The organism is Streptomyces sp. NPDC093149 (genome assembly GCF_044754145.1).
GTDB lineage: Bacteria > Actinomycetota > Actinomycetes > Streptomycetales > Streptomycetaceae > Streptomyces.
The window spans coordinates 376,014-401,764 of sequence record NZ_JBIVON010000003.1; the positions used below are offsets into that span (position 1 = coordinate 376,014).

Here is a 25,751-nt window from a genome sequence, read left to right on the forward strand (position 1 = left end):
CTCAGCCGGCCCCGCCGAAGTGCCGCTCCACGATCGCCCCGGCATCGGTGCCGCGCGGCAGGACGCCGTACTGGTGGCCGCGCGCCTCGCCGAGCCGGGCGGCGACGAATGCCTCGGCCGTGGCCGCGGGAGCGTGACGCAGCATCAGCGAGGACTGCAGAGCCAGCGCCATGCCCTCGACCGTCGCGCGGGCGCGGCTCTGGGCGGCGAGCGGGTCGCTCAGGTCCTCGGCCAGGTCACGGCGCACCCGGCGGATGTGCGCGTCCAGATCGTCATGGGCGCCGGCCGTGATCTCCAGTTCGGCCCAGAAGGCGTCCAGCGACCGCGGGGTCCTGGCGATGCCCCGCAGCACATCGAGGGCGATGACATTGCCGGAGCCCTCCCACACCGCCAGCACCGGCTGTTCGCGATAGCGCCGGGCCAACGGCCAGTCCTCGGTGTAGCCGTTGCCGCCCAGGCACTCCAGCGCCTCGTAGGCGTGGTGCGGGCCGCGCTTGCAGATCCAGTACTTGGACACCGCGGTGGCCAGCCGCCGGAACATCGCCTCGGACTCACCGCTGTCGGCCTCGTACGCGTGCGCCAGGCGCAGGGCGGTCCAGGTCGCGGCCTCCGTCTCCAGCGCCAGATCGGCGAGGACCGCCGTCATGGCCGGCTGGTCGACCAGCCGGGCCCCGAAGGCGCTGCGGTGGTGCGCGTGCCAGAGGGCCTCGGAAACCGACTGGCGCATGCCCGCGGTGGTGCCGAGCACACAGTCGAGCCGGGTGTGGTTGACCATCTCGATGATGGTGGGAACGCCGCGTCCGGGCTCGCCGACCCGCACCGCCCACGTGCCGTCGAACTCCACCTCTGACGAGGCGTTCGACTTGTTGCCGAGCTTGTTCTTCAGCCGTTGGACCCGAATGGTGTTACGGGTGCCGTCGGCCAGCACACGCGGCACGAGGAAGCAGGTGAGCCCGGCCTCGGCCTGGGCCAGGACCAGGAAGGCGTCCGACTGCGGGGCCGAGAAGAACCACTTGTGGCCGGTCAGCAGGTGGGCCCGGCCCTCGGGGTCGGAGGCCAGCGGGACCGCCCGGGTGGTGTTGGCGCGGACGTCGGAGCCGCCCTGCTTCTCGGTCATCCCCATGCCGAACGTCAGCCCGGACTTGCTGCCCGGGGCGATCGGCCGCGGGTCGTACGAGCGGCTGAGCAGCCCCGGCAGCCAGTCCCGTCCGACATCCGGGTCGCGCTGCAGGACCGGGACCACGGCATGCGACATGGACATCGGGCAGCCATGGCCGGGTTCGATCTGGGCGAACAGCATGAACGAGGCCGCCCGCGCCACCGCCGCCCCGGGCTTGGGGTCGGCCCAGCCCGCGGTGTGCGTGCCGTGGCTCACCGCCGCGCCGATGATCTCGTGGTACGCGGGGTGGAATTCGATCTCGTCGACGCGGTTGCCGTAACGGTCGTGGGTGCGCAGGACGGGCGGCGAGGTATGGGCGAGCTCCGCATCGGCCTGGAACCGCTCGGAACCGACGAGGGTGCCGATGTCGTGGAGCTCCGGCTCGTGCCAGGCCGCGCCGAAGGCCCGGACGGCCTGTACGAGCGGCAGATTGGTGCCGTACTCGTCGAGGCCGGTCCGGGGCGGTGCCTGGTTGGTGACCTCATGGGTGGGGTGCGGCGCCGGGGACTCGGGCCGAAGGCCGGTCCGGTGCGTGGTGACGGTCATCGCGGGTTCCTGTCCTGGGTCGACGGTCGGACGGCGGGGGAGTGGGGCGGCTGTGTTCGGCTCACGATCAGGCGTCGCCGGCTCCGACCGCCCTCAGGCACAGCGTGGTGATGCCCTCGACGAATGGCGCCGGGTCGGCCCGCTCACCGACCGGCGACAACGGGCCGAGCAGCGCCTCGCCGACCGCCCCGATCACGGCGGCGGCCGACAGTCGCGCGTTCTGCGGGGGCAGTTCACCCGCGGCGACACCGGCGGCGACGACCGATTCCGCGAGCGCGTGATAGCCGCGCCGGTAGGTCAGGCGCTCCTGCTCGACGAGCGGATCGACGGGCTCGGCCAGCAGCGCCCAGGCCGTGCGCGGGGCACGCAGCGCACGGTAGGAGAAGACCTCGACCAGGGCGCGCAGCTGCTCGGCGGCCCCGCTCCGTGCCCGCACGGCCTCCTGCACCGCGCCGAGCTCGTGCCCCGCGACATGGCGGAAGACCGCGGCGAGCAGCTCCTGCTTGGAGGCGAAGTGGTTGTAGACGCTGCCGGTGGCGACGCCGGCCCGCTCGGCGAGCGCGGAGATGCTGGCCGCCGCGTATCCGCCCTCGGCCAGCAGCTGCCGTGCGGCGTCCAGCAGCCGTTCACGGTGAGCGATCCGCGTCGCCTCCGTGCGGGCGGTGGGTCGGTAGGCCACGATGCTCTGAACCTCGATTCATATCTTTCCCTGCCACTCAAGCACGGTCGGCCTCCAGGTGCAATGGCCCCTCTCCGGCCGGGCGCACCACGGCCATGGGAACGGGTGCCGAGCACGCAGGGCGACGCGTGAGGGGGTCAGGACCCGTCTGCCGTGGACGGGATCTCCTGCTCGGTCCACAGGGTCTTGCCGTCCTGGCCGAACCGGGTGCCCCAGTGGGTGGCGAGCTGGGAGACGATGAACAGTCCGCGCCCGCCCTCGTCGACGGTGCGCGCATGGCGCAGATGGGGCGACACCCGACTGCTGTCGTGCACTTCGCAGGTGAGCGTGCGGTCCAGGATCAGCCGCAGTTGCAACGGGGCGGTGCCGTAGCGGACGGCGTTGGTGATCAGTTCGCTCACGATGAGTTCGGTCGCCTCGATCGTCTCCGCGTCGAGGTTCCAGCCGTGGAGCCGGTCGCGCACGAGCGCACGGGCGATGGCGGGAGTGGTCCGGTCGTGGGCCAGCTCCCAGGTGGCGACCCGGTCGGCCGGGACGACGCCGGTACGGGCCAGGAGAAGAGCGGCGCCCTCCAGGTGGACCTCGGCCGGAAGGCTGTAGACCACGTCGTCGCACAGGTCCTGCAGGCTGCGGCCGGGGGCCGTGAGTGCGTCCCGTACCCGGGTCGGGAGGCCGCAGGGCAGTGGTGTGCCGGCGAAGAAGGCCAGAACGCTGCCCTCGTCGAGCTCGAAGGAGGCGGTGGCGAACGGTGAGCTGTCGTCGGAGAAGAGCCGTGGCCCTTCCGGCACGTCCAGTACGGTCGCGGCGCCGTCGGGCGTGACGAGACCCGGCATCGGATCGCCGGCCCGCGCGATGGTGCACATACGGGTGAACGGGTCGTAGACGGCGTACATGCAGGTCGCCGTGACGGATTGTCCGTGCACCCAGTCGCCGGGCGGCAGCGCGGCCCGCTCGGCGGCCAGACGGTCGGCGGTGTCGGTCAGCCGGGCCAGTACCTCGTCGGGTGCCAGATCGAGACCGGCCAGCGCGTGGATGACGGTCCGCAACTGCCCCATGGTGATGGCGGTCTGGAGACCCGGGCCGTCCACGGCCCCGACGATCAGGGCGGTGCGTGCGCCCGAGAGGCCGATGGCGTCGAACCAGCTCCCGCTGTTGTGTCCGGGCAGCAGGACATGTGCCGTCTCCACGCCGATCCGGGCACCGTCGAGCTGGGGAAGGAGCCGGCGCTGGACCGTCGACGCGATCACATGGTCACGCTCGTACCGCCGTGCGTTGTCGATGCTCAGGGCGACATGAGCGGCTGCCGTGAGAGTGAAGGGGAGATCGTCCTCCCCGAAGGGCTGCGTTCCCCGGCACCGGTAGAAACTCACCAGACCGAGGACCGCGCCGTGCAGCTTCAGCGGGACGACGATCAAGGAGTGGGCCCCGGTCGCCTCGATCAGCCGGGCGCTGTCGGGGTCCGCTTCGAGCCAGGGCGTCCGGGGAGTGATCCGGACGAGCCGGGGCCGCAGGTCCGAGGCGGCCAGCGCGTAAGGGGTACGCCCGGGCAGCCGGCGCATCTCTCCGACGAGACCGTCCCGGTGGCCGTGGGCACCGGGACCTCGAACGGCGGCCCGGCGCAGCGGGAAGTCGGGCCCCAGAGGACCGAGCGGCGGATCCGAACCGCGCAGGACCTCCTCCACCACCTCGACCACGGCGAAATCGGCGAACACCGGGACGACGGCCTCGACGAGGCCCTCGCAGGCCGCGGCCACCTCCAGTGACCTGCCCACCTTCGTGCGGACCGCGGCGAGGCATGCCGCCCTGGTACGCGCCTTCTCCTGCTCGTCGACATCGACGACGGCGGCCAGCAGCCCAAGGGCGTGTCCGTGCGGATCGTCCAGCCGGTAGACGGAGACCATGAGACTGCGGTCGGGGCCCGGGGCGTCCACGAGCCTGCCGCGGATCAGCCGTTCGCGCGTGGCGACGCCGCCGGCCAGTACGTCGCGCAGCATCCGCTCCGCCCTGTCCGGCTGTTCGAGCCGGTACGCGTCGGTGAAATGACGCCCCACGAGGCGGTCACCGGAGACCGCGTCGGAGCGCGGGTTCGCCCGCACCACCCGCAACTCCGTGTCCAGCACATGAAGGCCCACCGCCGACTGGCTGAAGAGGGTGCGCAGAAGCGCCGCCCCCATCCTGTCGAACGGCGTCGTGACAGGGTCCGGCGCACCGGCGTCCGACACGGACTCACCCCCATCGGGCTCCGCCACCGCCCGAATCGGTGGGTAGGGCCAACCGTCGACGCGATCGGCGCGCTCCGCCACCGGTCAGTGGCGTCCGGGTGAGATCCGCCCGGATCCGGTGTGCACGGTCAGGGGCCGAGAAGCGTGGGCACGCCGAGCGGCGCCGGGGCATGCCCATCCGCATCGCGGTCTCACCCCGCCCGGCTCGTACCCGGACGGTCCGCCGCCGCGCCCACCGGCGCGCCGCCGGAGCGACCCCCGCCCGTCGGGCCTGGTTCATCCGATGGTTCCGGAATCAGGAAATCCTCCGGGCGGCGGTCCTGCGATCCGGGCCCCGGGCCGCAGCCGCCCCCGCACGAAGGAGAACGACGCCTCATGTCCCACCCCGTGCCCGAATGGGCCGACCCCCGGGTACCCGCTCAGTCCCTCGACCCCCAGGGACTCAGCCGGCGCGCGCTGATGCGCCGTGCCGGGCTGTTCGGCGCCGCCTTCGCCGCCGCGTCGCTGCCGCTGCCCGCGCTGGCCGACCAGAGGGGAAGCCGGTCCCAGGGAAACGGGCAGGGCCACGCACACGGGCAGGCTCCCGACCTGGTCTATCTGGTCGGTGATCACCACAACCACTCCGTCTACAGCCACGATGCCAAGTACACCTTCTCCCAACTTGCCTCGGCGGGGCAGCGGTTCGGTCTCGACTGGATGGTCTTCACCGAGCACAGCAACTTCGGCCACGCCGAGTTCGGCGCCGCGCGGGAACACCAGGAGATCCTCAAGGCCCGCGCCGACAACCGGCGCATGCTGATCTTCCAGGGGCTGGAGTGGTACATCCCCGGTGCCGAGCACTGCACCGTCTTCTCGCCGCCCGGACGGCACGAGGTCGAGCTCCTCACCCGGTTCGAGGAGGCCTTCGACGGCAAACTGCTCGGCTACACCGCCGGTGCCCCGGCACACCCCGACACCCCGCGCAACGAGGCGCACGCGGTCAAAGCCCTCAAGTGGCTGGCCGAACAGCGCCGCACCCGGTACGTCGACGACGTACTCGTCCTCGCCAACCACCCCATGCGGCTCGGCATCGACTCCCCGCACGAGATGCGCGCCTGGCGCGACGCGGCCCCCGGGATCATGATCGGCATGGAGGGGGCTCCGGGCGCGCAGGCCGGGGCGATCCCGGGCTGGCACCCGGACACCAACATCCGCGGCGAGTACACGAACTCACCGTCCGCCGACTCCTGGCCCGGCTACCCCCGGGAGGCGTACGTCACCTACGGCGGCTTCGACTGGGCGACCGCCACCGTCGGCGGCCTCTGGGACGCGATGCTGGCGGAGGGCAAGCTGTTCACCATCACCTCCAACTCGGACGTCCACCGCGTCGCCCAGGACACCTGGGTCAACGGCCCCTGGCCGCCCGGCCAGAGCTTCGACGACACCGGTCACGTCCCCGACCCGTACGACACCACCGAGCCGCAGCCCGGCGGCGACTTCTGGCCGGGCCAGTTCAGCCGCACCCATGTCGGCGTCACCCGGTACGGCTACCGGGACGTGATGGAGGGACTGCGGGCCGGCCGGGTCTGGGTCGACCACGGCCATCTCATCGACGGCATCGACGTCAAGGTGCGCGGCGAGCACGGCAACAGCGCCACCTTCGGCGGCCGACTGCGCGCCAGACGTGGCGAGAAGCTCACCCTCACCGTCACGGTGACCGCCGCCTCCCGCCGCAATCCGCACGGGCTGCTGCCGAGCCTCGAACACGTCGACGTCATCCGCGGCGCCGTCCGCGGCCCGGCCGCCGACCCCGACGACTGGCACGCCCCGGACACCCGCCTCGCCCACACCAGCGACGTCTCGGGGCGCCGCGGCACGTACACCCTGCGGATCCCCGTCGGCCGTGCGGACGAGCCGTTCTACCTGCGGTTGCGGGGCAGCGACGGCAGGCGGCACGGAAAGGGGTTCCTCGGCGCGGCTGTCGACCCGCACGGACCGCTCCCGCACGAGCCCGGCAAGGGCGATCCGTGGCTGGACACCTGGTTCTACACCAACCCGGTCTTCGTGGACATCGTGCGCTGACCTCCCGTCCGGAGCCGTCCGGAGCCGCCCCGGGGCGGCTCCGGGCGGCTCCGGACGCGCTCAGGTGCCCAGGGCCGCGGAGACCACCGCCCTGGCCTCCTCCTGCACCCGGCCGAGGTGGTCGGGGCCCAGGAACGACTCGGCGTAGATCTTGTAGACGTCCTCGGTGCCCGAGGGGCGGGCGGCGAACCAGGCGTTCTCGGTGGTCACCTTGATGCCGCCGATCGGTGCGCCGTTGCCGGGCGCCTCGGTGAGCACGGCCGTGACCGGCTCGCCGGCCAGGGTGTCGGCGGTGACCTGTTCGGGGGAGAGCCGGGCGAGAACCGCCTTCTGCTCGCGGTCGGCGGGAGCGTCGATCCGGGCGTACGCCGGTTCGCCGAACCGGGCGGTGAGCGCGGCATAACGCTCCGAGGGGGACTTGCCCGTCACCGCGATGATCTCCGCGGCGAGCAGCGCAAGAATGATGCCGTCCTTGTCGGTCGTCCACACCGATCCGTCACGCCGCAGGAACGAGGCCCCGGCCGATTCCTCGCCGCCGAACCCGATCGCTCCGTCGAGCAGTCCGTCCACGAACCACTTGAAGCCGACCGGCACCTCGACGAGTTCACGGCCGAGACCGGCGGCGACCCGGTCGATCATGCCCGAGGAGACCAGTGTCTTGCCGATGCCGGCGGCGGCCGGCCACCGCTCGCGGTGGGCGTACAGGTAGTCGATGGCGACGGCGAGGTAGTGGTTCGGGTTCATCAGCCCGGCGTCGGGGGTGACGATGCCGTGCCGGTCGGCGTCGGCATCGTTCCCGGTCGCGATCCGATAGCGGTCGCGCTGCCCGATCAGCGAGGCCATCGCGTACGGCGAGGAGCAGTCCATCCGGATCCTTCCGTCCCAGTCCAGCGTCATGAACCGCCAGGTGGGGTCGGTCAGCGGATTGACCACGGTCAGGTCGAGGCGGTGCTGTTCGGCGATGCGGCCCCAGTACGCGACCGACGCGCCGCCCAACGGGTCGGCGCCGATCCGCACCCCGGCCGAACGGATCGCGTCCAGGTCGAGCACGGACGGCAGGTCCGCCACATAGCTGCCGAGGAAGTCGTACGTCCCGGTGGTCGACGCCGCCCGCGCGCGGGCGTAGGGCAGTCGGCGCACGTCCTTCATGCCGTCCGCGATGATCTCGTTGGCCCGTTCCTGGATCCAGCCGGTGGCCGCGGACCCGGCCGGGCCCCCGTTCGGCGGGTTGTACTTGAACCCGCCGTCGCCGGGCGGGTTGTGGGACGGGGTGACCACCACACCGTCGGCGAGGTGCGCGGTCCGGCCCCGGTTGTGGGTGAGGATCGCGTGCGACACCGCCGGAGTGGGGGTGTAGCCGTCGGCCGGGTCGACGAGCACGGTCACGTCATTGGCGGCGAACACCTCGACGGCGGTGATCCGGGCCGGTTCGGACAGCGCGTGGGTGTCGGCGCCCAGGAAGAGCGGCCCGTCCGTGCCCTGTCGCGCCCGGTACTCGCTGATGGCCTGACTGGTGGCGGCGATGTGGTCCTCGTTGAACGCGGTGGCCGTGGACGAGCCGCGATGGCCGGAGGTGCCGAACGCCACCCGCTGGTCCGGCTCGGCCGGATCCGGGTGCAGCGTGTAGTACGCCGTCACCAGCCGGGCCACGTCGGTGAGATCCTCCGGCCGGGCCGGCTGTCCAGCTCGTTCGTGCGGCATCTGCCACTCCTCGGTGTCGTCGGTCGCTGCGATCTTCCGCTGCGCCATTTTCGCGGGTGGCCCGCGCCGGCCGGCGACTGCCCCGCCGCCGGCACGGACGGGCCCGCAGGAGCGGCGCCAATTCGGTGGAGACACCGACGGGCCCCGGCATATGTTCGTCCACGACGACGAACAGCTCACCGCCGCCCGCGAGAAGTGGCGGGTTCCGGCCGCACGGGAAGAGACGCAATGGCACCGAACGAGTCCGCACCGGCCGACCGCATCGTGTTGCGCGAGGCCGCCGCCGAGGACGCGGAGCCGCTCACCGGGCTCTTCCTCGCCTCCCGCGCCGCGGCCATGCCGTACCTGCCGAAGGTGCACAGCGACGCGGACACGCTCGCCTGGATGACCCATGTCGTCCTGCCCGGGACAACGGTGTGGGTCGCCGAGACCGGGGCCGGCGAGGCACTGGGGTTCGCCTCCCTCGACGGAACCGAGCTGGAGCACCTGTATCTGCGGCCCGACGCACGGCGGCGGGGCATCGGCTCACTGCTGCTGGCCAAGGTGCGCGAGACCGCCCCCGACGAGCTCACCCTCCACGTCTTCCGACGCAACACCGGCGCCCGCGCCTTCTACGAGCGCCACGGGTTCACCGCGGTCGCGTTCGACGACGGCAGCCGCAACGAGGAGAACGAGCCCGACGTCAGATACCGGTGGACCGCGAACGGCTGAGCCGGCGCGCCGGCCGGGGCGGACACGCGGCTGCGTCCGCGTCACCCGGGCGGACCGTCCGGCCGTTCGGGCTCGGGGGCGAGTGGATCGAGGGCGGAGGACGACCGCCCGTGCGTCGCGGACCTGCGCCGTCCGCCACCGACCCGGGCACTCACGGGGCACGGACGCGGCTGCGTCCACGCCGGGTCTCGGCGGCCCTGCGGCGACTCGTTCTGCCGACCGGCTGCACCGACGCCGTCGCCGGGACACCCGGCCGCGCATGCCGGTGCAGTGCCGTTCCCGGGCCCCGGCGGTCGGCGACGCCGGTGGGTCCCGTTCAGGATCGCGAGGGGACGAGGGCTGCGGCACAGTGGGCACATGGACGATCTGAATGCCCTCGCCGACGAGCATCTCGCCACGGCCCGCACCTCCCCGCACGGCCGCAGCGCCCACCGCCTGCTGCATGAGGAGCCCCTGCGCCAGACCGTCATCGCCCTCACCTCGGGCTCCGCCCTGGACGAGCACAACGCACCTGCCGCGGCCTCCCTCCAGGTGCTGCGTGGCAGGGTGCGCCTCACGGCGGCCTCGGGCGACGTGGAGCTGGGCGCCGGCGGACTCCACCCGATCCCGCAGGAGCGGCACGGGCTGCTGGCGCTGGAGGACGCCGTGGTGCTGCTGACGACCGTCAACGAATGACGGTGCCGGTCCCGCGACGCGCGAGGGAGGCCATCCGGACGCGCTCCAGTACCCACAGGACGAGGCTTCCGGCGGCCAGCGCGCCGCCCAGGAGGCAGATGCCGTTCCAGCCCGCATGCGACCAGACCACCGAGGCGAGTGCGGCTCCGGCCGCCCCGCCCATGAAGAAGAGCGTCATGAACCCGGAGTTGATCCGGTTGCGGGCCTCCGGGCGGAGCCCGTAGATCACGTTCTGGGCGCTGTTGAGCCCCGCCTGCTGGGCGATGTTCAGTGAGATCACCCCGGCCGCCAGCCACAGCAGGGAGGACTCGCCGGCCAGCAGGGGCAGCCAGGAGAGCGTGAGGAGTGCGGCCGCCGTTCCCGACACGGCCTGCACTCGGCCGCGGTCGCTCAACCGGGCCGCGAAGTTCATGCCCACCACCCCGATGACGCCCACCAGCCCGAAGAGCCCGATCGCGGCTGCGTTCCAGCGGAAGGGGGGCCGGGTCAGCAGGAACGTCAGCGCCGTCAGCTGCACGCTGTACGAGGCCATGGAGAGCGCGCCGATGGACGCCCGCCAGCGCAGCAGAGGTTCCTGCCGCAGCAGGGCCAGTGTGGAGCGCAGGAGTCCGGTGTACGGCATCGGGGCCGCGTCGTGCGGCCGTGGCAGCCGGGGCAGCCGGTTGTGCAGAAGAATCGCCATGACGGCCACGAGCAGTGCGTTCACCCCGTACACGGTCCGCCAGCCGCCGAGCTCGGACAGCGCACCGGAGGCCAGCCGTCCGAACAGCCCGCCGAGCAGGACACCGGACATGACGACGCCGACGGTCCTGCCGCGTTCGGCCGGCGCCGCGAGGGCCGCCGCGAACGGCACCACGACCTGGGCTCCGACGGAGGTCAGCGCGGTGAGCAGGGTCGCGGCGATCAGCAGGGGCCCTGACGGCGCCGCGGCCGTCAGCAGGAGGAAGAGGGCGGTCAGCGCGAACAGGACGACGGCGAGCCGTCGGCGGTCCACGATGTCCCCGAGGGGAACGAGCAGGATCAGGCCCAGCGCGTACCCGGCCTGGGCGGCGGTCACGATCAGCCCGGCCGCGGTGACGCCCATGTGCAGATTCAGCTCGATGATGTCGAGCAGCGGCTGCGCGAAGTAGTTCCCGGCGACCGAGAGACCGGCGGCGACGGCCATCAGCAGGACCAGGCCGCGGCCGGCGACGGGCGGATCGGGGAGAACGCGGGGGACGGCCGTGCTACGGGTCCCGTGTGTGGAATGAGCCATGTCCCTCAGCCTCGGGGATCCATCATCCATGAGTCCAACACATGTTTTTCATCTCATCGATCGTGGTTCACGATGGATGGATGGAACTTCAGCAGATGCGGTACGTCGTCGCGGTGGCCGAACTGGGCAGCTTCACACGCGCGGCGAAGCGGTGTCTCGTCGTCCAGTCCGCGTTGAGTCATCAGATCGCCCGGCTGGAGAAGGAGCTGGGGGCCCGGCTGTTCGACCGCACGAGCCGTCAGGTGCGGCTCACCGCGGCGGGCGAGGCGTTTCTGCCGGAGGCCCGGCAGGCGCTCGACGCGGCGGAACGGGCCCGTGCCGAGGTCGCCGCCACGGCGGGGGAGGTCCGTGGCCGCCTCGCGGTCGGAGCCATCCCGACCATTGCCTCGGTCGATGTCCCGGCGGCGCTGCGGGCGTTCCATCTCCGTTATCCGAAGGTGCACATCGTCCTTCGGGACGGGGCGAGCAAGGACCTGGTCCAGGACGTGCGGGACGGCGTGCTCGACGTGGCGTTCCTGGGCGTGTTGCCGCGCTACCGGCCGAAGGGTGTGAGCGATCACGAACTCGCCACCGGTGAACTTGTCGCCGTGGTCGCCCCCGCCCACCCCCTGGCCGGGCAGTCGGAGGTGGGCCTGGAGCGGCTGGCGAAGGAGATGTTCGTCGACTACCCCGACGGCACCGCGGCCCGTGCGCAGTCGGAGGAGGCGTTCGCGGCGATGGGCCTCACTCGCGAGGTTGCCTTCGAGGTCAGCGGCACCGACTTCATCGTCCGGCTGGTCCGCAGCGGGCTCGGGATCGCCATGCTGCCTTCCGCCTTCGCGGCGGAACTGCCCGGCGTACGGGTGCTGTCCGTCCGCGACGCGCCCGCACGCACGGAGCGGCTGGTCTGGAGCCGCTTCCGGCCCACCCCGGCCGCCGCGGCGTTCCTGACCGGGCTGGGGGTGGACGCCGGCTGAGCCCGTGCGTCTCGTTCGGATCAGGCCGGGCTCGCGCGGACCGGTGCCGCGCCCGGTCACGTTGCCGTCGGTGGCGGTGGCGGTGGCGGTGGCGGTGGCGTCCTGTCCGAGCTCTCGGCTCCGTTCGAGCAGGGGAGGTTCCGTCCGGCTCCTTCCTTCGCCTCGCGGTCCACGGCGCCGGGGATCTTCCTCCTCGGACCCGACGCCGGCGCCGTGCCGGTGTCCCACCCTCTGTACGAACGGTCGCCGCGCGGATCGGCACGGAACACGGTCCTGTTCGAGGACTTTCCGCGCGGGACTTGTGGGAGCGCTCCCAGGCCCGGCAGGATGAACCGATGAACGAGCCCGCCCGCTCACGGGCCTACCACCCCGACGACCGTGCAGCCCTTGCGGACATCTGCGTCCGCACGGCCGACAACGGTGGCGACTCCCGGCATCTGTACCCGGACCCGGAGCTGGTCCCGTCGATCTTCGCCGCCCCGTACGCGTACCTCGAACCCGACCTGGCCTTCGTGATCGACGACGGTACGGGCCGGGCGGTCGGGTACATCCTGGGCACCGCCGACACACCTCGGTTCGTGTGTGAGTTCCGCAAGCGATGGCTGCCCCTCGTCCGGGACCGCTTCCCGGCACCGGACGGCACTCCGCGCACCCCCGGCGAGGAGATGGCCGCCCTTCTGCACGCCCCGGAGCGGATGATCCTTCCCGAACTCGCCGACCATCCCGCGCACTTGCACATCGACCTGCTGCCCGCCTGGCAGCGGAAGGGGTACGGCAGAGTGCTGATGCGCACGTTCCTGGCCGCACTGCGGGGCAAGGGGGTCGAGGCGGTGCATCTGTCCATGCTCACCGCCAACACGCCGGCCAGGGCGTTCTACGACCGGCTCGGCTTCGGCGAGATCCGGGTACCCGACCCCGGGCCCCTCACCTATCTGGGACGCGGCACCGAACCGGACCTGTAGCGGACCGCCGGGACCGGCGGGGGCGGTCTCCCGCGCACATGCGCACGGTGCGCTCCATCCACACCGACGGGGCGCCGGTCCCGGACATACGCGGGCGTCTTCGCGTCATCCGCGCCGGACCGGCCGCGAAGAGGGTGTCGCGGGTGTTCGCTGGGCAGGTACTGGTGTACGACCCGGGAAAAGGGGCGAACCGGCCGGTGCCGAGGGGCGTGTGACGTGAGGGAGCAGATCATGTGGCAGTTCTCCGACGACCGTGGACAGTTGTCGACCGCAGAGCGGCGCCCGGCGCGGGTGCTCGCCTACGTCCAGGCCGGGGCGTCCCTGTGGGACCGGGGCATACGCCCGAGCGCGATATTCGGCTCCGATCATGACGACCACGCCGTACCGGACACGGCGAAGACCGGATCACTGCCGTTGACCGAGGTGCGTTATCTCGGCGCGGGCAGCGCCCTGGACGTGGACACCCTGCTGGGCGTCGAGCCGGACCTCGTCGTGGCCGTCAGCTACGGCGGCGGTCATGTCTACGGGCTCGCCCCGGAGACCGCCAAGCATCTGGAGGAACACGTCCCGGTCGTCGTCGTCGACGTGGGGCAGGCGCGCACGCTCGCGGAGATCGGTGAACGCTTCGCACGGCTGGCCCGGTCGCTCGGCGCCGAGGAGCCCGCGTCGGCGGCACGTGACCTGGACGCCGCCCGGGACCGGCTGCGCACCCTCGCCGCCGGACCGGACCGGCCCCGGGTGCTCGCCCTCTCCCCGGCCGGTCGGGATCAGGCGCACCTCGCCCGCCCCCGCATGTGGCCGGAGCTGCGTGCGCTGGCCGAGCTCGGCGTCGACCTCGTGGAACCGGCCGAGGGGCCCGGCGCGAACTGGTCGACGGTCGGCTGGGCGCAGGCCGCGACGTTGCGCCCGGCCATCGTGCTCGCCGACATCCGGTCCAACGCCACCCCTCTCGACGAACTCCGGACCGGCGATGGGTGGTCGGCGGTCGAGGAGGGAGCCCAGGTGCTGCCCTGGAACCCGGAGCCGGTCTGCAGCCCGCAGGCCCACGCGCGGTTCCTGACGTGCGTGGCCGACGCGCTGGAGGCCGCCGCCCCTCGGCGATGACGTGCTCGGCCGCGGAGCGCGGCCGCCCCGCCCGCCGCACAGCGCACGTGTGCCGATGCCCCGTACGGACGCTTCCGATCGCGCGGGCCGCCCTGGTTCGCGAGGCTGGCCAGGAGTGCCCCGAGCCGATTTCGCACGTCCCCAGGAGCAGGCATGCAGCAGGACAAACACCCGCCCTACCGCCCCGTCGTCTTCCGGGACCGTTCGGCGGGTTACGCCTTTCTGACCCGGTCCACGGCATCGAGTGAGCAGACGATCGACTGGGACGACGGCAACAGCTACCCCGTCATCGACGTGGAGATCTCCGCGGAGAGCCATCCCTTCTTCACCGGCAGGGCCCGGGTGGTCGACTCCGAGGGACAGGTCGCCAAGTTCGAGCGCCGGTACGGCGAGGAGGGACGCAAGGACACCACCTGACCCGCGTACGCACCCGCGCGGCCCCGGCGAGAGGCCCATGTCCGAGCAGTGCCCGCGTACGCACCCGAGCACGCCCGTCCGCGCACCCCGGCGGACCCGCGCCGCGACCCGAGTCCCCCGCCCCCTCCCGGAGGGGTGGGGGACTTTGTCCGTCACATCTTCCGACACTCTCGGCCGACTCCTCGTGACGGCGATCCGTAACCGACCGCAACCGTCGGGTCGGGCGGCCCGGACGGCACCGGCGGGGCCGGATCGGTGCCGCTCCGGGCCACGCCCGGTACGGCCGACGGGTACGCCGTCGGCCACGACCCGAACCCGCGGACGGCCCGGCTCCTTCGCGAGGACGACGCAGGACCGTACGCGCCGAGATGTGCCGCTGATCCGTACCGGACCGAGGCCCGCGCCGCGGATCCGGGCCGCGGGCGGCCGCACCGAGACGTCCGTCGACCGCCGGCCGGCCGTCGACGCGACCGACACCCACCGTGCATGAGGCAGGATCGGGCTCGATGTGTTCGGAGGCCGCACCGCTCACCAGGCCTCCTTCGTCGCCGCACTCCAGGAGACCCCACCCCCATGCTCGACAGACTCGACCTGCTGGTCATCGGTGAATGCGTCGCCGACATCGTCCGGCTGCCGGGCGCGCCCGATCAGGTCCACCCGGGCGGCAGCCCGGCCAATGTGGCGTACGGCGTGGCCAGGCTCGGGCACGGTGCCACCCTGCTCACCCAGCTCGGCCCCGACGACAACGGCCGGCTGATCAGGGACCACCTGGCCGGCGCCGGGGTCGAGGTCCGCACCGACGGCGCCACGACTCCCACCCCGTCCGCCGCCGTGACCCTGGACCGGGCCGGCCGGGCGGCGTACACGTTCGAGATCACCTGGACGCTCGCCCCGGTCTCCCTGGACCGGACGCCCCACCACGTCCACACCGGGTCCATTGCGACCGTGAGGGAACCCGGAGCGGCCACCGTCCTCGCCGCCGTCGAATCGCTGCGTACGTCCGCGACCATCAGCTACGACCCCAATGTGCGGCCCGAACTGATGGGGGACCACGACGTGGCCGTCCGCAAGGTCGAGCGGTGCGTAGCACTCAGCGATGTGGTCAAGGCCAGCGACGAGGACCTGGAGTGGCTGTATCCCGGTCAGGAGCCGGAACGGGTCGCCGAGCGGTGGCTCGCCGCCGGCCCGGCCGTCGTCCTGGTCACCCGGGGAGGCGACGGCGCGCTGGCCGTCGCTCGCGGCGGGCAGGTGGCGGTCGAGGCGCTGCCCACCGTCGTCGTCGACACCGTGGGGGCGGGCGACGCCTTCATGTCGGGCACCTTGCACGCTCTCGCCTCGCACGGGCTGCTCGGCGCGGACGGCCGGGAACGGCTGCGCTCGGTGGACCGGGCCACGGTGACCGATGTCCTGCGTCACGCCGCGGCCTGCGCCGCCGTCACCGTGGCACGGTCCGGCGCCAATCCGCCGGACGAGACGGAACTGGAGGCGGCGCTCGCCCGGTGCTGACCACGACGGTGCCGCCGCCCCGGCGCCGGTGCGGCCGGTGCTCGGCATGGGACATTCGGCCCGTACGGTGCACGGATCGTCGGCCGCGCCCCGAGGAGCCGTCGCTCACCCGGGCGCGACGGGCCGGGGCCCGCCCCCGTCGTCGAGGAACTCGACGACGGCGAGCGCGAACAGCGCGCACAGCGCGATCCACACGGTGACCAGGCCCGTCGGCCGGTCCCACGCCACCAGGACCGCCGCGGCCACCACGACCACCGTCCAATTCAGCCAGGCCCTGGTCCGGTGCACCCACCTGCCGACCGGGCCGCCGGTGAATCCGGCCGCGTCGCGCACGGCACCGATGCCGTCGTCCCACATGGCCTTGACACGGGTGGCGGCGCGGCCGTCGCCGATGAGCCATGCCGCGAGAGCCACCACGATGCCGAGTGTGATCACCAGCCGGACCAGGATGCGTACGGGGCCGGCCAGGGCGTCGAAGACGGAACCGGCTGCCGGCTGTGACACCGCGGGCGGAAGACTGTCCAGATAGAACGCCCGGCCCACCCACACGACCAGCCCGAGCACCGCCGCACCCGCGGCGACCGCCAGCGCCGTCGTGACCAGTGCGCGGCGGCGGCGCACCGCGAGGAGCACCCCGCCCGCGGCAGACGCGAGAGTGACCAACGGCAGCCAGAAGCCGATGATCTGCAGAGCCCGGAACCACTTCTTGGCCCTGCCGACGGATTCGGAGGTCAGCACCGTGAAGTCGGTGTGGATCTCGGGGATCTTCGCCGCGATCGCCAGCCCCCGGTCGACGAGGTCGTGTTTCAGCCGGTCGATCACGGGCGCCAGGTCGAGGGTGACGGTGTTGCCGCTGAGCTTCACCGCGCCGCTGGCGCTCCCGGTCAGAGCCTTCAGCGTCGCGGACTGGGCGGCTCGGTTGAGGTCGGTCCAGATCGTCTCGAAGGCGTCGCTGGCGACGAACCTTTCGGCGGTTTTGTGGACGAACTCCGAGACTCCTGTGGTGAGGGGGCCGCTCAGCCGCCCGAGCGCCTTGTCGACCACGGGCCGGTCCGCGGGGGCGACGTCGGCCAGCAGCGCCTTCACGTCGAGGTGTTTCATGACGGCGTCGGTGACGCGGTCGGTCACCGCGGTCTGCACATCGAGGTCGGATGCGAGCGGCGCCATCATCGCCACGTAGTTGTCGGTGTCGCCGAGCTGGTTCTTCGCCCAGGTGGACACGATGCTCAGCGGCGTGAGGACGGCCGCGACGACGATCAGCAGCGCCGCGAGGAACGAACGGGCCCGCAGCCGGTGCCGCTCGGGGGGACGGGCCTCCAGCGCCGCCACCCTGGCGCGCAGCGCCGCCAGTTCCGTGCCTGCCTCGGGGGACTCCGGCCGATCGCCGTCCGCTTCCATGTCCTCAGGGGATGCCCTGCCGGTGCGCACAGCGCGGCGGACTGCTGCGGACGGGCCAACACGGTCACCGGACGCGCGACCACTCGGCCCGGCGATGACCCGTTCGGCTCAGTGAGCGCATCCTCACCGGGGCTACTGCCGTTCGACAACCGGTAGACGTGATCGATTACGAGGAGGGGGCGGAACATGGGGCGGACCGATGTGGGTGTCGCGGTGACGGGCGTGGGGGTGGTGAGCCCCGCGGGCGCGGACGAGCAGACCTTCTGGGCGGGACTGTGCGAGGGCGTTTCCATGGCCCGCGGCTGCGAGGAACTGGCCGGGCTGCCGGTCGACTTCGCCTGCCCCGTGGACGGGATCGACCTGGACGCGGCCGTCGGCGGACGCTCGGTGTGGCGGATGGCGAGGTTCGTGAAGATGGCGCTGGTCGCCGCCCGGCAGGCCGTGGCGGACGCGGGACTGTCACCGGAGCGCTGGGACGGCGAGCGGGTGGGGGTGGTGCTGGGCGTCGGCGTCGGCGGGGTGTCCGTGCTCGCCGACGGTCTGCGCAAGCTGGACGAGGCCGGGCCGGAGGCGGTGTCTCCGCTCCTGGTCCCGATGATGATGCCCAACGCCGCCGCCGGTGAGGTCGCCATCGCGCTGCGGGCCCACGGCCCGAGCCTGGCACCGGCCACGGCGTGCGCGTCCGGGGCGACCGCGATCGCCGTGGCCCGTGACCTGCTGACGAGCGGACGGTGCGATGTGGTGGTGGCGGGCGGCGCCGAGTCCGTACTGACCCCGCTGGTGGTGAGCGCGTTCACGGCGATGGGCGCGCTCTCCCTGCGGACCGGCGATCCGGCGGGGGCGTCGCGGCCGTTCGCCGCGGACCGGGACGGATTCGTGATCGGCGAGGGTGCCGCCGTCCTCGTGCTGGAGCGGACGCCCGACGCGTACGCCCGCGGCGTACGGCCGCGCGCCCTGCTGGCCGGTACGGGGTCCGCCACCGACGCCCACCACCCCACGGCCCCGGATCCGGACGGAGCGGGCGCGCGCAGGGCCGTGGGCGCGGCCCTGCGCGAGGCGGGCTGGGCGGCCCACGACGTCGACCACATCAATGCGCACGGCACGTCGACCGCGCTGAACGACGCGATGGAGACCGCGCTCATCTCGGGGCTCTTCCCCCACCGCCCCTCGGTGACCGCCCCGAAGGGCGTGCTCGGGCACACCCTCGCCGCGGCCGGGGCGATCGAAGCGGTGGCCACCGTACTGACCCTGGAGCGCGGTCTCGTCCCGCCGATCGCCAATCTGGACTCGTTGCCGGACGGGTTCGACCTCGACTGCGTGGTCAAGGAGCCCCGCATGCAGGACGTCGAGCGGGCACTCAGCCACTCCTTCGGCTTCGGCGGACACAACGTCGTGCTCGCCTTCCGGCGGGCCGAAGCGGACGGCCGGTCGCGGACGGCCCCCGGTGTCCTCGCCGTCGACTGATCGTTGTCGTCTCATGACCGCAACGACCGACAGCCCCTCCGCCGAACGGTCCACGGACCTGCTCACCGGCGTGCTCCTCGGCAACGGCTTCCGCCGGGAGCACGCGTTCTGGCAGCGGCTGATCAGCACGGAACCGTTCCGCCGACCGGACCACCGCACTCCCGAGGAGCGCCTGCGACTCGTCTACGAGCGGCTCCGGATCCTCAACGACCGTCTGGACAGCGGCGCCCGGCTCGCCGCCGACCCGCGTGCCCTCGCGGCCCTGCACGAATGGCTCGGCCCGGTCGACCCGGCACTGACCACGGTGGCGGGCATCCACTACAACCTCTTTCTCGGCAGCCTCCTCGACCACGACGGCGACGGACGGCGTGACCTGTCGGACTTTCTGCGGCTGCGGAGCGTCGGCACCTTTCTCTGCACAGAGGTGGCTCACGGCAACGACGCGGCCGCCGTCGAGACCACGGCCGCCTATGACCGCGAACGCGACGGGTTCGTTCTGCGCACCCCCCACGCCGGCGCCCAGAAGTTCATGCCCAACACCAGTCCGGCGGGCGGGCCCAAGACGGGGCTGGTGGCCGCGCGTCTGCTCGTCGACGGCACCGATCACGGGGTCTTCCTCTTCCTCGTGCCGCTCACCGACGCCGTCCGGGCCCTGCCCGGGGTGCGGGTCCGCAGGCTTCCCACGCGCACGGGGAGCCCGGTGGACCACTGCCTGACCTCCTTCGACGAGGTCTTCGTGGCGCGCGACGCGTTGCTCGGCGGGGACCATGGACGGATCGGTGACGACGGCGAGTTCAGCAGCGCCGTCGGCAACCGCAGGCGCCGCCTCCTCGCGTCGATCGGACGCGTCACCTCCGGCAAGATCTCGATGAGCGCCTGCGCGGTCGGTTCCGCCCGCGCGACGCTCGCGATCGCCGTGCGCTACGGCGGCCACCGGTACATCTCCGGGCCCCGCGGCTCCCGTCGGGTCCCGGTGATCGCCCACCGCAGCCACCACGGCCCGCTGGCCCGTGCCATGGCCACCGTCTTCGCGATGAGCCTGCTGCACCGCCGGGCCCTGGACCGCTGGGAGGCGTGGGCGGACGGACCGGGTCCGGACCGCGAGGAGGCGGAACGCCTGGTCGCCGTCGCCAAGGGGTGGATCACCTGGCAGGCCAGGTCCGTGATCGTCGAATGCCGTGAACGGTGCGGTGCGCAGGCGCTTTTGGAACACAACGGCATGAGCGAACTCATCACGGGGGTGGAAGGCGCCATCACGGCGGAGGGCGACAACCTGGCCATCCACGCCAAGGCCGCCGCGGAAATGCTCTTCGCCGCCGAACCGTCCGGCCACGGTGCCCCCTCCGGCGGGGAATCCGGCGACCTCGACGATCCCCGGTTCCTCGGCGGGCTCCTGGCGGCCCTGGAGGGGATCTGGTTCGGCCGGGCCAGGGAGCGGATGAGCCGCGCACCGCAGGGCGATCCGCTGGGACGGTGGAACGCCGCGTCCGGGCCGGCCCTGCGTGGCGTCGAGGCGCACGCCCACTGCCAGGCGGCCGAGGCGTACACGGACGCGGTGACCGGTCTTCCGGACGGTCCCGCCCGTGAGCGACTGGCGGACCTGCAGAGGCTGTTCGCACTCGACCGGATCTCCCGGAACAGCGGGGACCTGCTGGCCGCAGGACATCTGACGGTTGATCAGATCAATGATCTGCCGGACATCGTGGACCGACTGATCACCGCCGTCGCCGCGCACCTGCCCTCCCTCGTGGACTCCTTCGCGCTGCCGCCGGAACTGCTCGCCGACTGGCCCATCGCCGGGGCCGACTACATCGAGGCGTACGACGATCCGGAGGCCGGCTGGCAGCCGGGCGGGGGCCGGGCGACGGCTCGGGGGGAACGGTGAGGACCGTGACGAGGACGGGAACAACTGTGCAATCCCGTTCGGTGCGGGAGGCGGCCGGAGCCCTCGGTGTCCGCGCTGCGCTGCTGGTCTTCTGGGGTACGGCAGCCGTTCTGTCCCGGTGGTGCACGCAGCCGCGGCAGGGCGGTGGCGAATCGGTTCGGCACAAGGCGTAACTGGAGACACGTCACCCAGTTGATTCGGCGTCGGGACGGTGCCCCCGCCGTCACCGGCAGTCGTACCGAATGATGGAGAGGAAGCTCATGAGTGCGATTCATCCCAAGATCACCGAGGTTCTGACACACACCTTCAAAGTGCCCGCTGTCGAGATCCGTCCGGATTCCACGATGGACAGCCTGGAGATGGACTCCCTCGCCGTCGCCGAGTTCGCCGTGCTCATCAGGGAGACGCTGGGTGGCCGGGGAGACTTCGACAAGCTCCCCAAGGGCGCCACCCTGGCCGAGATCACGCGGTTCATCGACGGGGCCGACGGCGGGTCGCCGGTGAGCGGTGCGGCGCAGATGAGCAACGCCCGATGAACAGGCCCGTCATCGCCGTCACCGGCCTGGGCATGATCACCCCGGTCGGCAACGACACCGAATCCACCTGGAAGGGCGTGTGTGCCGGAATCTCGCCGGTGCGTACCGTCGCGGCTCTCGAAGGCTGCGCGATCGATTTCGCCTGCACGGTCGACGGAATCGATCTGGACGCCGCGGTCGGTGGACGCACCTCGTTCCGGATGGGGAGGTACACCAAGTTCGCCGTTCTCGCCGCCCGGGAGGCGGTCGCCGACGCCGGGCTCGACCCGGCGGAGTGGGAGGGCGGCAGGGTCGCGGTGGTCGTCGGCACCAGCAGCGGGGGTTCCGCCTCGCTGACCGAGCAGGCCGTCGTGCTCGACCGGCTCGGGCCCGACGCCACCTCGCCGTCCGGCATCCTGCTCACCATTCCGAACATGCCGGCGGCCGAGATCGCGATCCAGTTGCGGGCGACCGGTCCCAGCATGGCGCCGTGCACCGCCTGTTCGTCCGGCGTCACGGCCCTGTCCGTCGCCCGCGATCTGCTGGTCACCGGGCAGTGCGACATCGCGATCGCCGGAGCCACCGAGTCGATCATCTATCCGGCCGCCATGGCCGGGTTCGCCCGATCCGGTGCCGGGGCCCGGCGGGACGGCGACGCGACCGGGCTGTGCCGGCCCTTCGCCGCCGACCGGGCCGGGCTGGTCATGGGCGAGGGCGCCGCCGTCATGGTGCTGGAGCGGGCGGACGACGCCCGTGCCCGGGGCACGGCACCGCGGGCGCTGGTCGCGGGCGCCGGGGCCACCACCGACGCCCACCATCCCATCAGTCCGCATCCGTCCGGCGCGGTGGCCCGGACGGCGGTGGAGATCGCGCTGCGCGACGCCGGCTGGGCGGCGGGAGACGTCGAGCACGTCAACGCACACGGCACGGCCACCCCGGTCAACGACGCCACCGAGGCCGCCCTCATCGCCCGGGTCTACCCGCACCGGCCGCCCGTCACCGCCCCCAAGGGCGTCCTGGGGCACTGCATGGGGGCGGCCGGAGCGATCGAGGCCGGACTGACCGTCCTGACGCTGCAACGCGGAATCGTGCCGCCGATCGCCAACCTGGACGCCCCGGCGCCCGAGTTCGACATCAACTGCGTCACCAAGTCTCCCCTGCGGCAGCCCATCCGGCGTGCCGTCAGCCACTCCTTCGGATTCGGCGGACACAACGCCGTGATCGCTCTTCAGAGCCCGTAGGCACCAGGCAGGTGGTGCGACGGGAAACGGCCCGGCGTACCACCGGCCACACCGCCCGTGAGCTGCGCAGAGGCCCGTGATAGCTTGCCGGAGCCAGTCGAACTCCACGAAGGAGTCAGGGAATCCGGTGAGAATCCGGAACTGACGCGCAGCGGTGAGGGGGACGGGCGGGGCCACGGCCACTGGGAACACCCTCGGGTGTCCTGGGAAGGCGTCCCGTCCGCAGGAACCCGAGTCCGAAGACCTGCTGGCACCTGCGATCCGGCACCGGGCGCAGGACGCCGTACAACGGGCCCCGCGCATGGGCCCAGAGACGCAGAGGGACTCCGTGCCGTCCATATCCAGCCCCGTCCGCACCATGGCCGCGTTCTCGGCGGGACTTGTCCTGCTGACCGCCTGCGGGGGCGGAACAAGCAATTCCGCCGCGAAGCCCGGTTCCACCGACGGATACCCGGTGACGCTGAAGAACTGCGGACGCACCGTCACCGTCGAATCCGCACCGCGGCGCGCCGTGTCGGTCGACCAGGGATCGACGGAGATCCTGCTCTCCCTCGGCCTCGCCGACCGGCTGGCCGCCACCGCGACCTGGACCGACCCGGTGATGAAAGGGCTGGAGAAGGCAAATGCGGGCGTCCCGAGGATCGCGGACAACCGGCCGTCGTCGGAGAAGGTCCTCGACCGGGAACCCGACTTCATCAGCGCGTCGTTCGAGTCGACGCTCGCCAAGGGCGGTGTCGCCCCGCGCGAACAGTTCGAGGAACTCGGGGTCCCCACCTATGTCTCGCCCGCCGACTGCACCGGCAAGGACAACAGCGGCAGCGGCGACGGCGCCCGTACCGAGCCACTGACCATGGACAGCGTCTACGACGAGGTGCGCGAACTGGCCCGGGTGTTCGGCGTGGCCGGGCGCGGCGACAGGCTGGTCGCGCAACTGCGGGCCCGGGTGAAGAAGGCGGCCGAGGGCGTCGACGCCGCCGACGCCACCATCCTGTACTGGTTCTCCGACTCCAAGGCCCCCTACCTGGCCGGCTGCTGCGGAGCACCCGGCATCATCACCAGAGAACTCGGCGCCAAGAACGTCTTCGACGACACTCGGGACGAATGGCCCCAGATCAGCTGGGAGACCGTCGCCGACCGCAACCCCGACGTCCTCGTCATCGGCGACCTGACCCGTAGGGCACAGACCGCCGAGAGCGCCGCGAAGAAGATCGAATTCCTGGAGTCCAACCCCGTCACCCGGAACATGGACGCCGTCAGGCACCGGCGGTACGTCCTGCTGAGCGGCCAGGCCATGAACCCGTCCGTCCGGACGGTCGAGGGCGTGGAACGCGTCGCCGCCGGGCTGCGCGCCTTCGGACTCGCGGGATGACGGAGACCGGACGCGCCGCGGCCCCGGACACGTCACGGACCCCCGCGGCCGGCGTGCGTGGCACGACGGGGCCGCGGAAGCTGCGCGGCGGAGTCCTGTGGGGCTGCGGCATCGCGCTGCTCGTGCTGTCCGTCGCGATCGCCGTCACCATCGGCCCCGCCCGTATCTCCGTCGCCGACGTATGGTCCACGACCGCCTCCCACCTCGGCTGGGGCCGGTCACGGCTCACGCCGATCCGGGACGGCATCGTCTGGAACCTGCGCATGCCGCGCACCCTGCTCGCCGCGGTGTGCGGGGCAGGGCTCGCAGTGTGCGGCACCGTCATGCAGTCCCTGCTCCGCAACCCGCTCGCCGACCCGTTCGTCCTCGGCGTCTCCTCCGGTGCGTCGACCGGAGCGGTCGTGGTCGTCGTCCTCGGCGTCGGCGGCGGAGCGGTGTCGATCTCGACCGGCGCGTTCATCGGCGCCCTGTGCTCGTTCGCCCTCGTCCTGCTGCTCAGCCATACCCTGGGCGGCACGACCGACCGGGTCGTCCTTTCCGGTGTCGCGGCCATGCAACTGTTCTCCGCGCTCACCTCCTTCGTCGTGATGACCTCCGCCGACGCCGAGCAGACCCGCGGGGTGCTGTTCTGGCTGCTGGGCTCGCTCGGCGGAGTCGGTTGGAGCGATGTGTGGATCTGCTCCGCCGTTCTCGTCGTGACGCTGCTGATCTGCCTGGGGCACGCCCGCACACTCGACGCCTTCGCGTTCGGCCAGGACGCCGCGGCCGCGCTCGGCGTCCATGTCGCGCGCACCCGGATCGTGCTGCTGTGCACGACAGCGCTGCTGACGGCCGCGCTCGTCAGCTCGGCCGGAGCCATCGGCTTCGTCGGCCTGGTGCTGCCGCACGCCGCCCGTGCGCTCGCGGGTTCCGGGCACCGGCGGCTGCTGCCGGTCACCGCCCTGGCCGGGGCCGTCTTCCTGGTCTGGGTCGACACCCTGGCCCGGACCGTCCTCGACCCGCAGGAGGTGCCGGTGGGCGTCGTCACCGCCCTCATCGGTGTTCCCGCGTTCGTCCTGGTCCTGTTCCGCACCCGGAGGATCGCATGACGGACGGAGTCACCCCGGGGCTGCGGGCCGAGCGGGTCAGCCGGGAGGCGGGAGGCCGGCTCGTGCTCGACGGGGTCCACCTCGCCCCGCCGCCCGGCGCCACCGTCGGGCTGATCGGGCCGAACGGGTCCGGCAAGTCGACTCTCCTGCGGGTGCTCGCGGGAGTCCTCGCCCCGGAGACGGGCGTGGTCACCCTCGACGGCCGGCGGCTCGACGAGATCGGCCGCCGAACGGTGGCCCGAAGGGTCGCCGTGGTCGACCAGCACGCCGTGACCCAGGTCGAGCTGAGCGTCCTGGACGTGGTGCGACTCGGTCGCATCCCGCACCGCAGGGCCTGGGCGGCGCCCGGCCGTGAGGACGACGAAGCGGTGCGCGAAGCCCTGGAGCGGACCGGTCTCGCCGACCGCTGCGGCCAGTCCTGGCACACCCTCTCCGGAGGCGAGCGGCAAAGGGTCCAGATCGCGCGCGCACTGGCTCAGCGACCGCGTGAACTGTTGCTCGACGAGCCGACGAACCACCTGGACATCCAGCACCAGCTGGAACTCATGTCGCTGATCGCCTCGTTGCCCCTCACCGGTGTGATCGCTCTGCACGACCTCAATCTGGCCGCGATGTTCTGCGACCGGATCGTCGTCATGAAGCAGGGGCGCGTGGTGGCCGCCGGAACCCCCTCGGAAGTGATCACCGAGGATCTCATCGCCGACGTCTACCGGGTCAGGGCGCGGGTCGCTCCGGACGGCCCCGACGGGCGGCCGTCGGTGCGCTTCGTGCCCGAGCGCCCCGAGCGCTGACGGCGAGAGGACGGACCCCGGCACACACGGGTCCGTCCCTCACTCG

Annotated in this window: 21 protein-coding genes and 1 riboswitch; of the genes, 15 read left to right on the plus strand and 6 right to left on the minus strand. The window is 72.4% G+C overall.

Annotated features, from left to right (window positions below):
* Position 1: 1 nt before the first annotated feature.
* The 3 genes from ACIQCZ_RS12195 to ACIQCZ_RS12205 form a co-directional block, all read right to left on the minus strand.
* Positions 2-1,705, minus strand: a complete 1,704-nt coding sequence (locus tag ACIQCZ_RS12195; RefSeq protein ID WP_402281727.1) for an acyl-CoA dehydrogenase family protein — start codon at positions 1,703-1,705, stop codon at positions 2-4.
* A 67-nt stretch (positions 1,706-1,772) separates the two neighbouring features.
* On the minus strand, positions 1,773-2,384 hold the full coding sequence (locus ACIQCZ_RS12200) for a TetR/AcrR family transcriptional regulator (protein WP_402281728.1): 612 nt from the start codon (positions 2,382-2,384) through the stop codon (positions 1,773-1,775).
* A gap of 137 nt (positions 2,385-2,521) precedes the next feature.
* Positions 2,522-4,606 carry a SpoIIE family protein phosphatase gene (locus ACIQCZ_RS12205; RefSeq protein WP_402281729.1) on the minus strand — a complete coding sequence of 695 codons (2,085 nt, stop codon included), beginning with the start codon at positions 4,604-4,606 and terminating at the stop codon, positions 2,522-2,524.
* A 375-nt stretch (positions 4,607-4,981) separates the two neighbouring features.
* Here ACIQCZ_RS12205 and ACIQCZ_RS12210 point away from each other — a divergent pair, with 375 nt between their 5' ends.
* Positions 4,982-6,667: a PHP domain-containing protein gene (locus ACIQCZ_RS12210; RefSeq protein ID WP_402281730.1), complete on the plus strand. Its 1,686-nt coding sequence runs from the start codon at positions 4,982-4,984 to the stop codon at positions 6,665-6,667.
* A 60-nt stretch (positions 6,668-6,727) separates the two neighbouring features.
* On the opposite strand, the gene pgm is transcribed toward ACIQCZ_RS12210, so the two are convergent.
* Positions 6,728-8,368, minus strand: a complete 1,641-nt coding sequence (gene pgm / locus ACIQCZ_RS12215) for a phosphoglucomutase (alpha-D-glucose-1,6-bisphosphate-dependent) (RefSeq protein ID WP_402281733.1) — start codon at positions 8,366-8,368, stop codon at positions 6,728-6,730.
* Between the two features lie 228 nt (positions 8,369-8,596).
* On the opposite strand from pgm, the gene ACIQCZ_RS12220 reads away from it, so the two are divergent.
* Positions 8,597-9,079 (plus strand): GNAT family N-acetyltransferase, encoded by a 483-nt coding sequence (locus ACIQCZ_RS12220; RefSeq protein WP_402281734.1) that lies wholly within the window; start codon positions 8,597-8,599, stop codon positions 9,077-9,079.
* Between the two features lie 357 nt (positions 9,080-9,436).
* Positions 9,437-9,754, plus strand: coding sequence for a cupin (locus ACIQCZ_RS12225; RefSeq protein ID WP_402281735.1), 318 nt, complete (start codon positions 9,437-9,439; stop codon positions 9,752-9,754).
* Here the strand turns inward: ACIQCZ_RS12225 and ACIQCZ_RS12230 are convergent.
* Positions 9,744-11,009: an MFS transporter gene (locus tag ACIQCZ_RS12230; RefSeq protein ID WP_402281736.1), complete on the minus strand. Its 1,266-nt coding sequence runs from the start codon at positions 11,007-11,009 to the stop codon at positions 9,744-9,746. The two genes, ACIQCZ_RS12225 and ACIQCZ_RS12230, sit on opposite strands and share 11 nt — an antisense overlap.
* An 80-nt stretch (positions 11,010-11,089) precedes the next feature.
* On the opposite strand from ACIQCZ_RS12230, the gene ACIQCZ_RS12235 reads away from it, so the two are divergent.
* The 5 genes from ACIQCZ_RS12235 (at position 11,090) to ACIQCZ_RS12255 (ending at position 15,954) form a co-directional block, all read left to right on the plus strand.
* Positions 11,090-11,965: a LysR family transcriptional regulator gene (locus ACIQCZ_RS12235; protein WP_402281738.1), complete on the plus strand. Its 876-nt coding sequence runs from the start codon at positions 11,090-11,092 to the stop codon at positions 11,963-11,965.
* A 335-nt stretch (positions 11,966-12,300) separates the two neighbouring features.
* Positions 12,301-12,927: a GNAT family N-acetyltransferase gene (locus ACIQCZ_RS12240; protein WP_402281739.1), complete on the plus strand. Its 627-nt coding sequence runs from the start codon at positions 12,301-12,303 to the stop codon at positions 12,925-12,927.
* Positions 12,928-13,143: 216 nt separating this feature from the next.
* Complete coding sequence (locus ACIQCZ_RS12245) at positions 13,144-14,031, plus strand: ABC transporter substrate-binding protein (protein WP_402281741.1); 888 nt, start codon at positions 13,144-13,146, stop codon at positions 14,029-14,031.
* Positions 14,032-14,184: 153 nt separating this feature from the next.
* On the plus strand, positions 14,185-14,448 hold the full coding sequence (locus tag ACIQCZ_RS12250) for a type B 50S ribosomal protein L31 (RefSeq protein WP_402281742.1): 264 nt from the start codon (positions 14,185-14,187) through the stop codon (positions 14,446-14,448).
* A 573-nt stretch (positions 14,449-15,021) separates the two neighbouring features.
* On the plus strand, positions 15,022-15,954 hold the full coding sequence (locus ACIQCZ_RS12255) for a carbohydrate kinase (RefSeq protein WP_402281744.1): 933 nt from the start codon (positions 15,022-15,024) through the stop codon (positions 15,952-15,954).
* A 105-nt stretch (positions 15,955-16,059) separates the two neighbouring features.
* Here ACIQCZ_RS12255 and ACIQCZ_RS12260 read toward each other — a convergent pair whose 3' ends face one another.
* Entirely contained in the window at positions 16,060-17,352 is a 1,293-nt protein-coding gene (locus ACIQCZ_RS12260) for a hypothetical protein (protein ID WP_402281746.1), read from the minus strand.
* Between the two features lie 186 nt (positions 17,353-17,538).
* Here ACIQCZ_RS12260 and ACIQCZ_RS12265 point away from each other — a divergent pair, with 186 nt between their 5' ends.
* The 7 genes from ACIQCZ_RS12265 (at position 17,539) to ACIQCZ_RS12295 (ending at position 25,705) form a co-directional block, all read left to right on the plus strand.
* Complete coding sequence (locus ACIQCZ_RS12265) at positions 17,539-18,816, plus strand: beta-ketoacyl-[acyl-carrier-protein] synthase family protein (RefSeq protein WP_402281747.1); 1,278 nt, start codon at positions 17,539-17,541, stop codon at positions 18,814-18,816.
* A 13-nt stretch (positions 18,817-18,829) separates the two neighbouring features.
* Positions 18,830-20,701 (plus strand): acyl-CoA dehydrogenase, encoded by a 1,872-nt coding sequence (locus ACIQCZ_RS12270; RefSeq protein WP_402281748.1) that lies wholly within the window; start codon positions 18,830-18,832, stop codon positions 20,699-20,701.
* A gap of 260 nt (positions 20,702-20,961) precedes the next feature.
* A complete protein-coding gene (locus ACIQCZ_RS12275) occupies positions 20,962-21,237 on the plus strand; it encodes an acyl carrier protein (protein WP_402281750.1) in 276 nt (91 codons plus the stop codon).
* Positions 21,234-22,457 carry a beta-ketoacyl-[acyl-carrier-protein] synthase family protein gene (locus tag ACIQCZ_RS12280; protein ID WP_402281751.1) on the plus strand — a complete coding sequence of 408 codons (1,224 nt, stop codon included), beginning with the start codon at positions 21,234-21,236 and terminating at the stop codon, positions 22,455-22,457. The genes ACIQCZ_RS12275 and ACIQCZ_RS12280 overlap by 4 nt, the downstream gene beginning before the upstream one ends.
* Before the next feature lie 77 nt (positions 22,458-22,534).
* Positions 22,535-22,724, plus strand: a riboswitch (cobalamin riboswitch).
* A gap of 91 nt (positions 22,725-22,815) precedes the next feature.
* A complete protein-coding gene (locus ACIQCZ_RS12285; protein WP_402282157.1) occupies positions 22,816-23,826 on the plus strand; it encodes an ABC transporter substrate-binding protein in 1,011 nt (336 codons plus the stop codon).
* The gene (locus tag ACIQCZ_RS12290; RefSeq protein ID WP_402281753.1) at positions 23,823-24,914 is read left to right on the plus strand and encodes a FecCD family ABC transporter permease; all 1,092 of its coding nucleotides are present in this window, start codon (positions 23,823-23,825) and stop codon (positions 24,912-24,914) included. The genes ACIQCZ_RS12285 and ACIQCZ_RS12290 overlap by 4 nt, the downstream gene beginning before the upstream one ends.
* Entirely contained in the window at positions 24,911-25,705 is a 795-nt protein-coding gene (locus tag ACIQCZ_RS12295; protein ID WP_402281755.1) for an ABC transporter ATP-binding protein, read from the plus strand. Before ACIQCZ_RS12290 ends, ACIQCZ_RS12295 begins: the two co-directional genes overlap by 4 nt.
* The last annotated feature ends 46 nt before the right edge of the window (positions 25,706-25,751 follow it).

Coding starts and splice junctions, on each gene's coding strand:
- ACIQCZ_RS12195 (WP_402281727.1), bottom strand. CDS start 1,705: ATGACCGTCACCACGCACCGGACCGGCCTTCGGCCCGAGTCCCCGGCG.
- ACIQCZ_RS12210 (WP_402281730.1), top strand. CDS start 4,982: ATGTCCCACCCCGTGCCCGAATGGGCCGACCCCCGGGTACCCGCTCAG.
- pgm (WP_402281733.1), bottom strand. CDS start 8,368: ATGCCGCACGAACGAGCTGGACAGCCGGCCCGGCCGGAGGATCTCACC.
- ACIQCZ_RS12220 (WP_402281734.1), top strand. CDS start 8,597: ATGGCACCGAACGAGTCCGCACCGGCCGACCGCATCGTGTTGCGCGAG.
- ACIQCZ_RS12225 (WP_402281735.1), top strand. CDS start 9,437: ATGGACGATCTGAATGCCCTCGCCGACGAGCATCTCGCCACGGCCCGC.
- ACIQCZ_RS12230 (WP_402281736.1), bottom strand. CDS start 11,009: ATGGCTCATTCCACACACGGGACCCGTAGCACGGCCGTCCCCCGCGTT.
- ACIQCZ_RS12235 (WP_402281738.1), top strand. CDS start 11,090: ATGGAACTTCAGCAGATGCGGTACGTCGTCGCGGTGGCCGAACTGGGC.
- ACIQCZ_RS12240 (WP_402281739.1), top strand. CDS start 12,301: ATGAACGAGCCCGCCCGCTCACGGGCCTACCACCCCGACGACCGTGCA.
- ACIQCZ_RS12250 (WP_402281742.1), top strand. CDS start 14,185: ATGCAGCAGGACAAACACCCGCCCTACCGCCCCGTCGTCTTCCGGGAC.
- ACIQCZ_RS12255 (WP_402281744.1), top strand. CDS start 15,022: ATGCTCGACAGACTCGACCTGCTGGTCATCGGTGAATGCGTCGCCGAC.
- ACIQCZ_RS12260 (WP_402281746.1), bottom strand. CDS start 17,352: ATGGAAGCGGACGGCGATCGGCCGGAGTCCCCCGAGGCAGGCACGGAA.
- ACIQCZ_RS12265 (WP_402281747.1), top strand. CDS start 17,539: ATGGGGCGGACCGATGTGGGTGTCGCGGTGACGGGCGTGGGGGTGGTG.
- ACIQCZ_RS12270 (WP_402281748.1), top strand. CDS start 18,830: ATGACCGCAACGACCGACAGCCCCTCCGCCGAACGGTCCACGGACCTG.
- ACIQCZ_RS12275 (WP_402281750.1), top strand. CDS start 20,962: ATGAGTGCGATTCATCCCAAGATCACCGAGGTTCTGACACACACCTTC.
- ACIQCZ_RS12280 (WP_402281751.1), top strand. CDS start 21,234: ATGAACAGGCCCGTCATCGCCGTCACCGGCCTGGGCATGATCACCCCG.
- ACIQCZ_RS12285 (WP_402282157.1), top strand. CDS start 22,816: ATGGCCGCGTTCTCGGCGGGACTTGTCCTGCTGACCGCCTGCGGGGGC.
- ACIQCZ_RS12290 (WP_402281753.1), top strand. CDS start 23,823: ATGACGGAGACCGGACGCGCCGCGGCCCCGGACACGTCACGGACCCCC.
- ACIQCZ_RS12295 (WP_402281755.1), top strand. CDS start 24,911: ATGACGGACGGAGTCACCCCGGGGCTGCGGGCCGAGCGGGTCAGCCGG.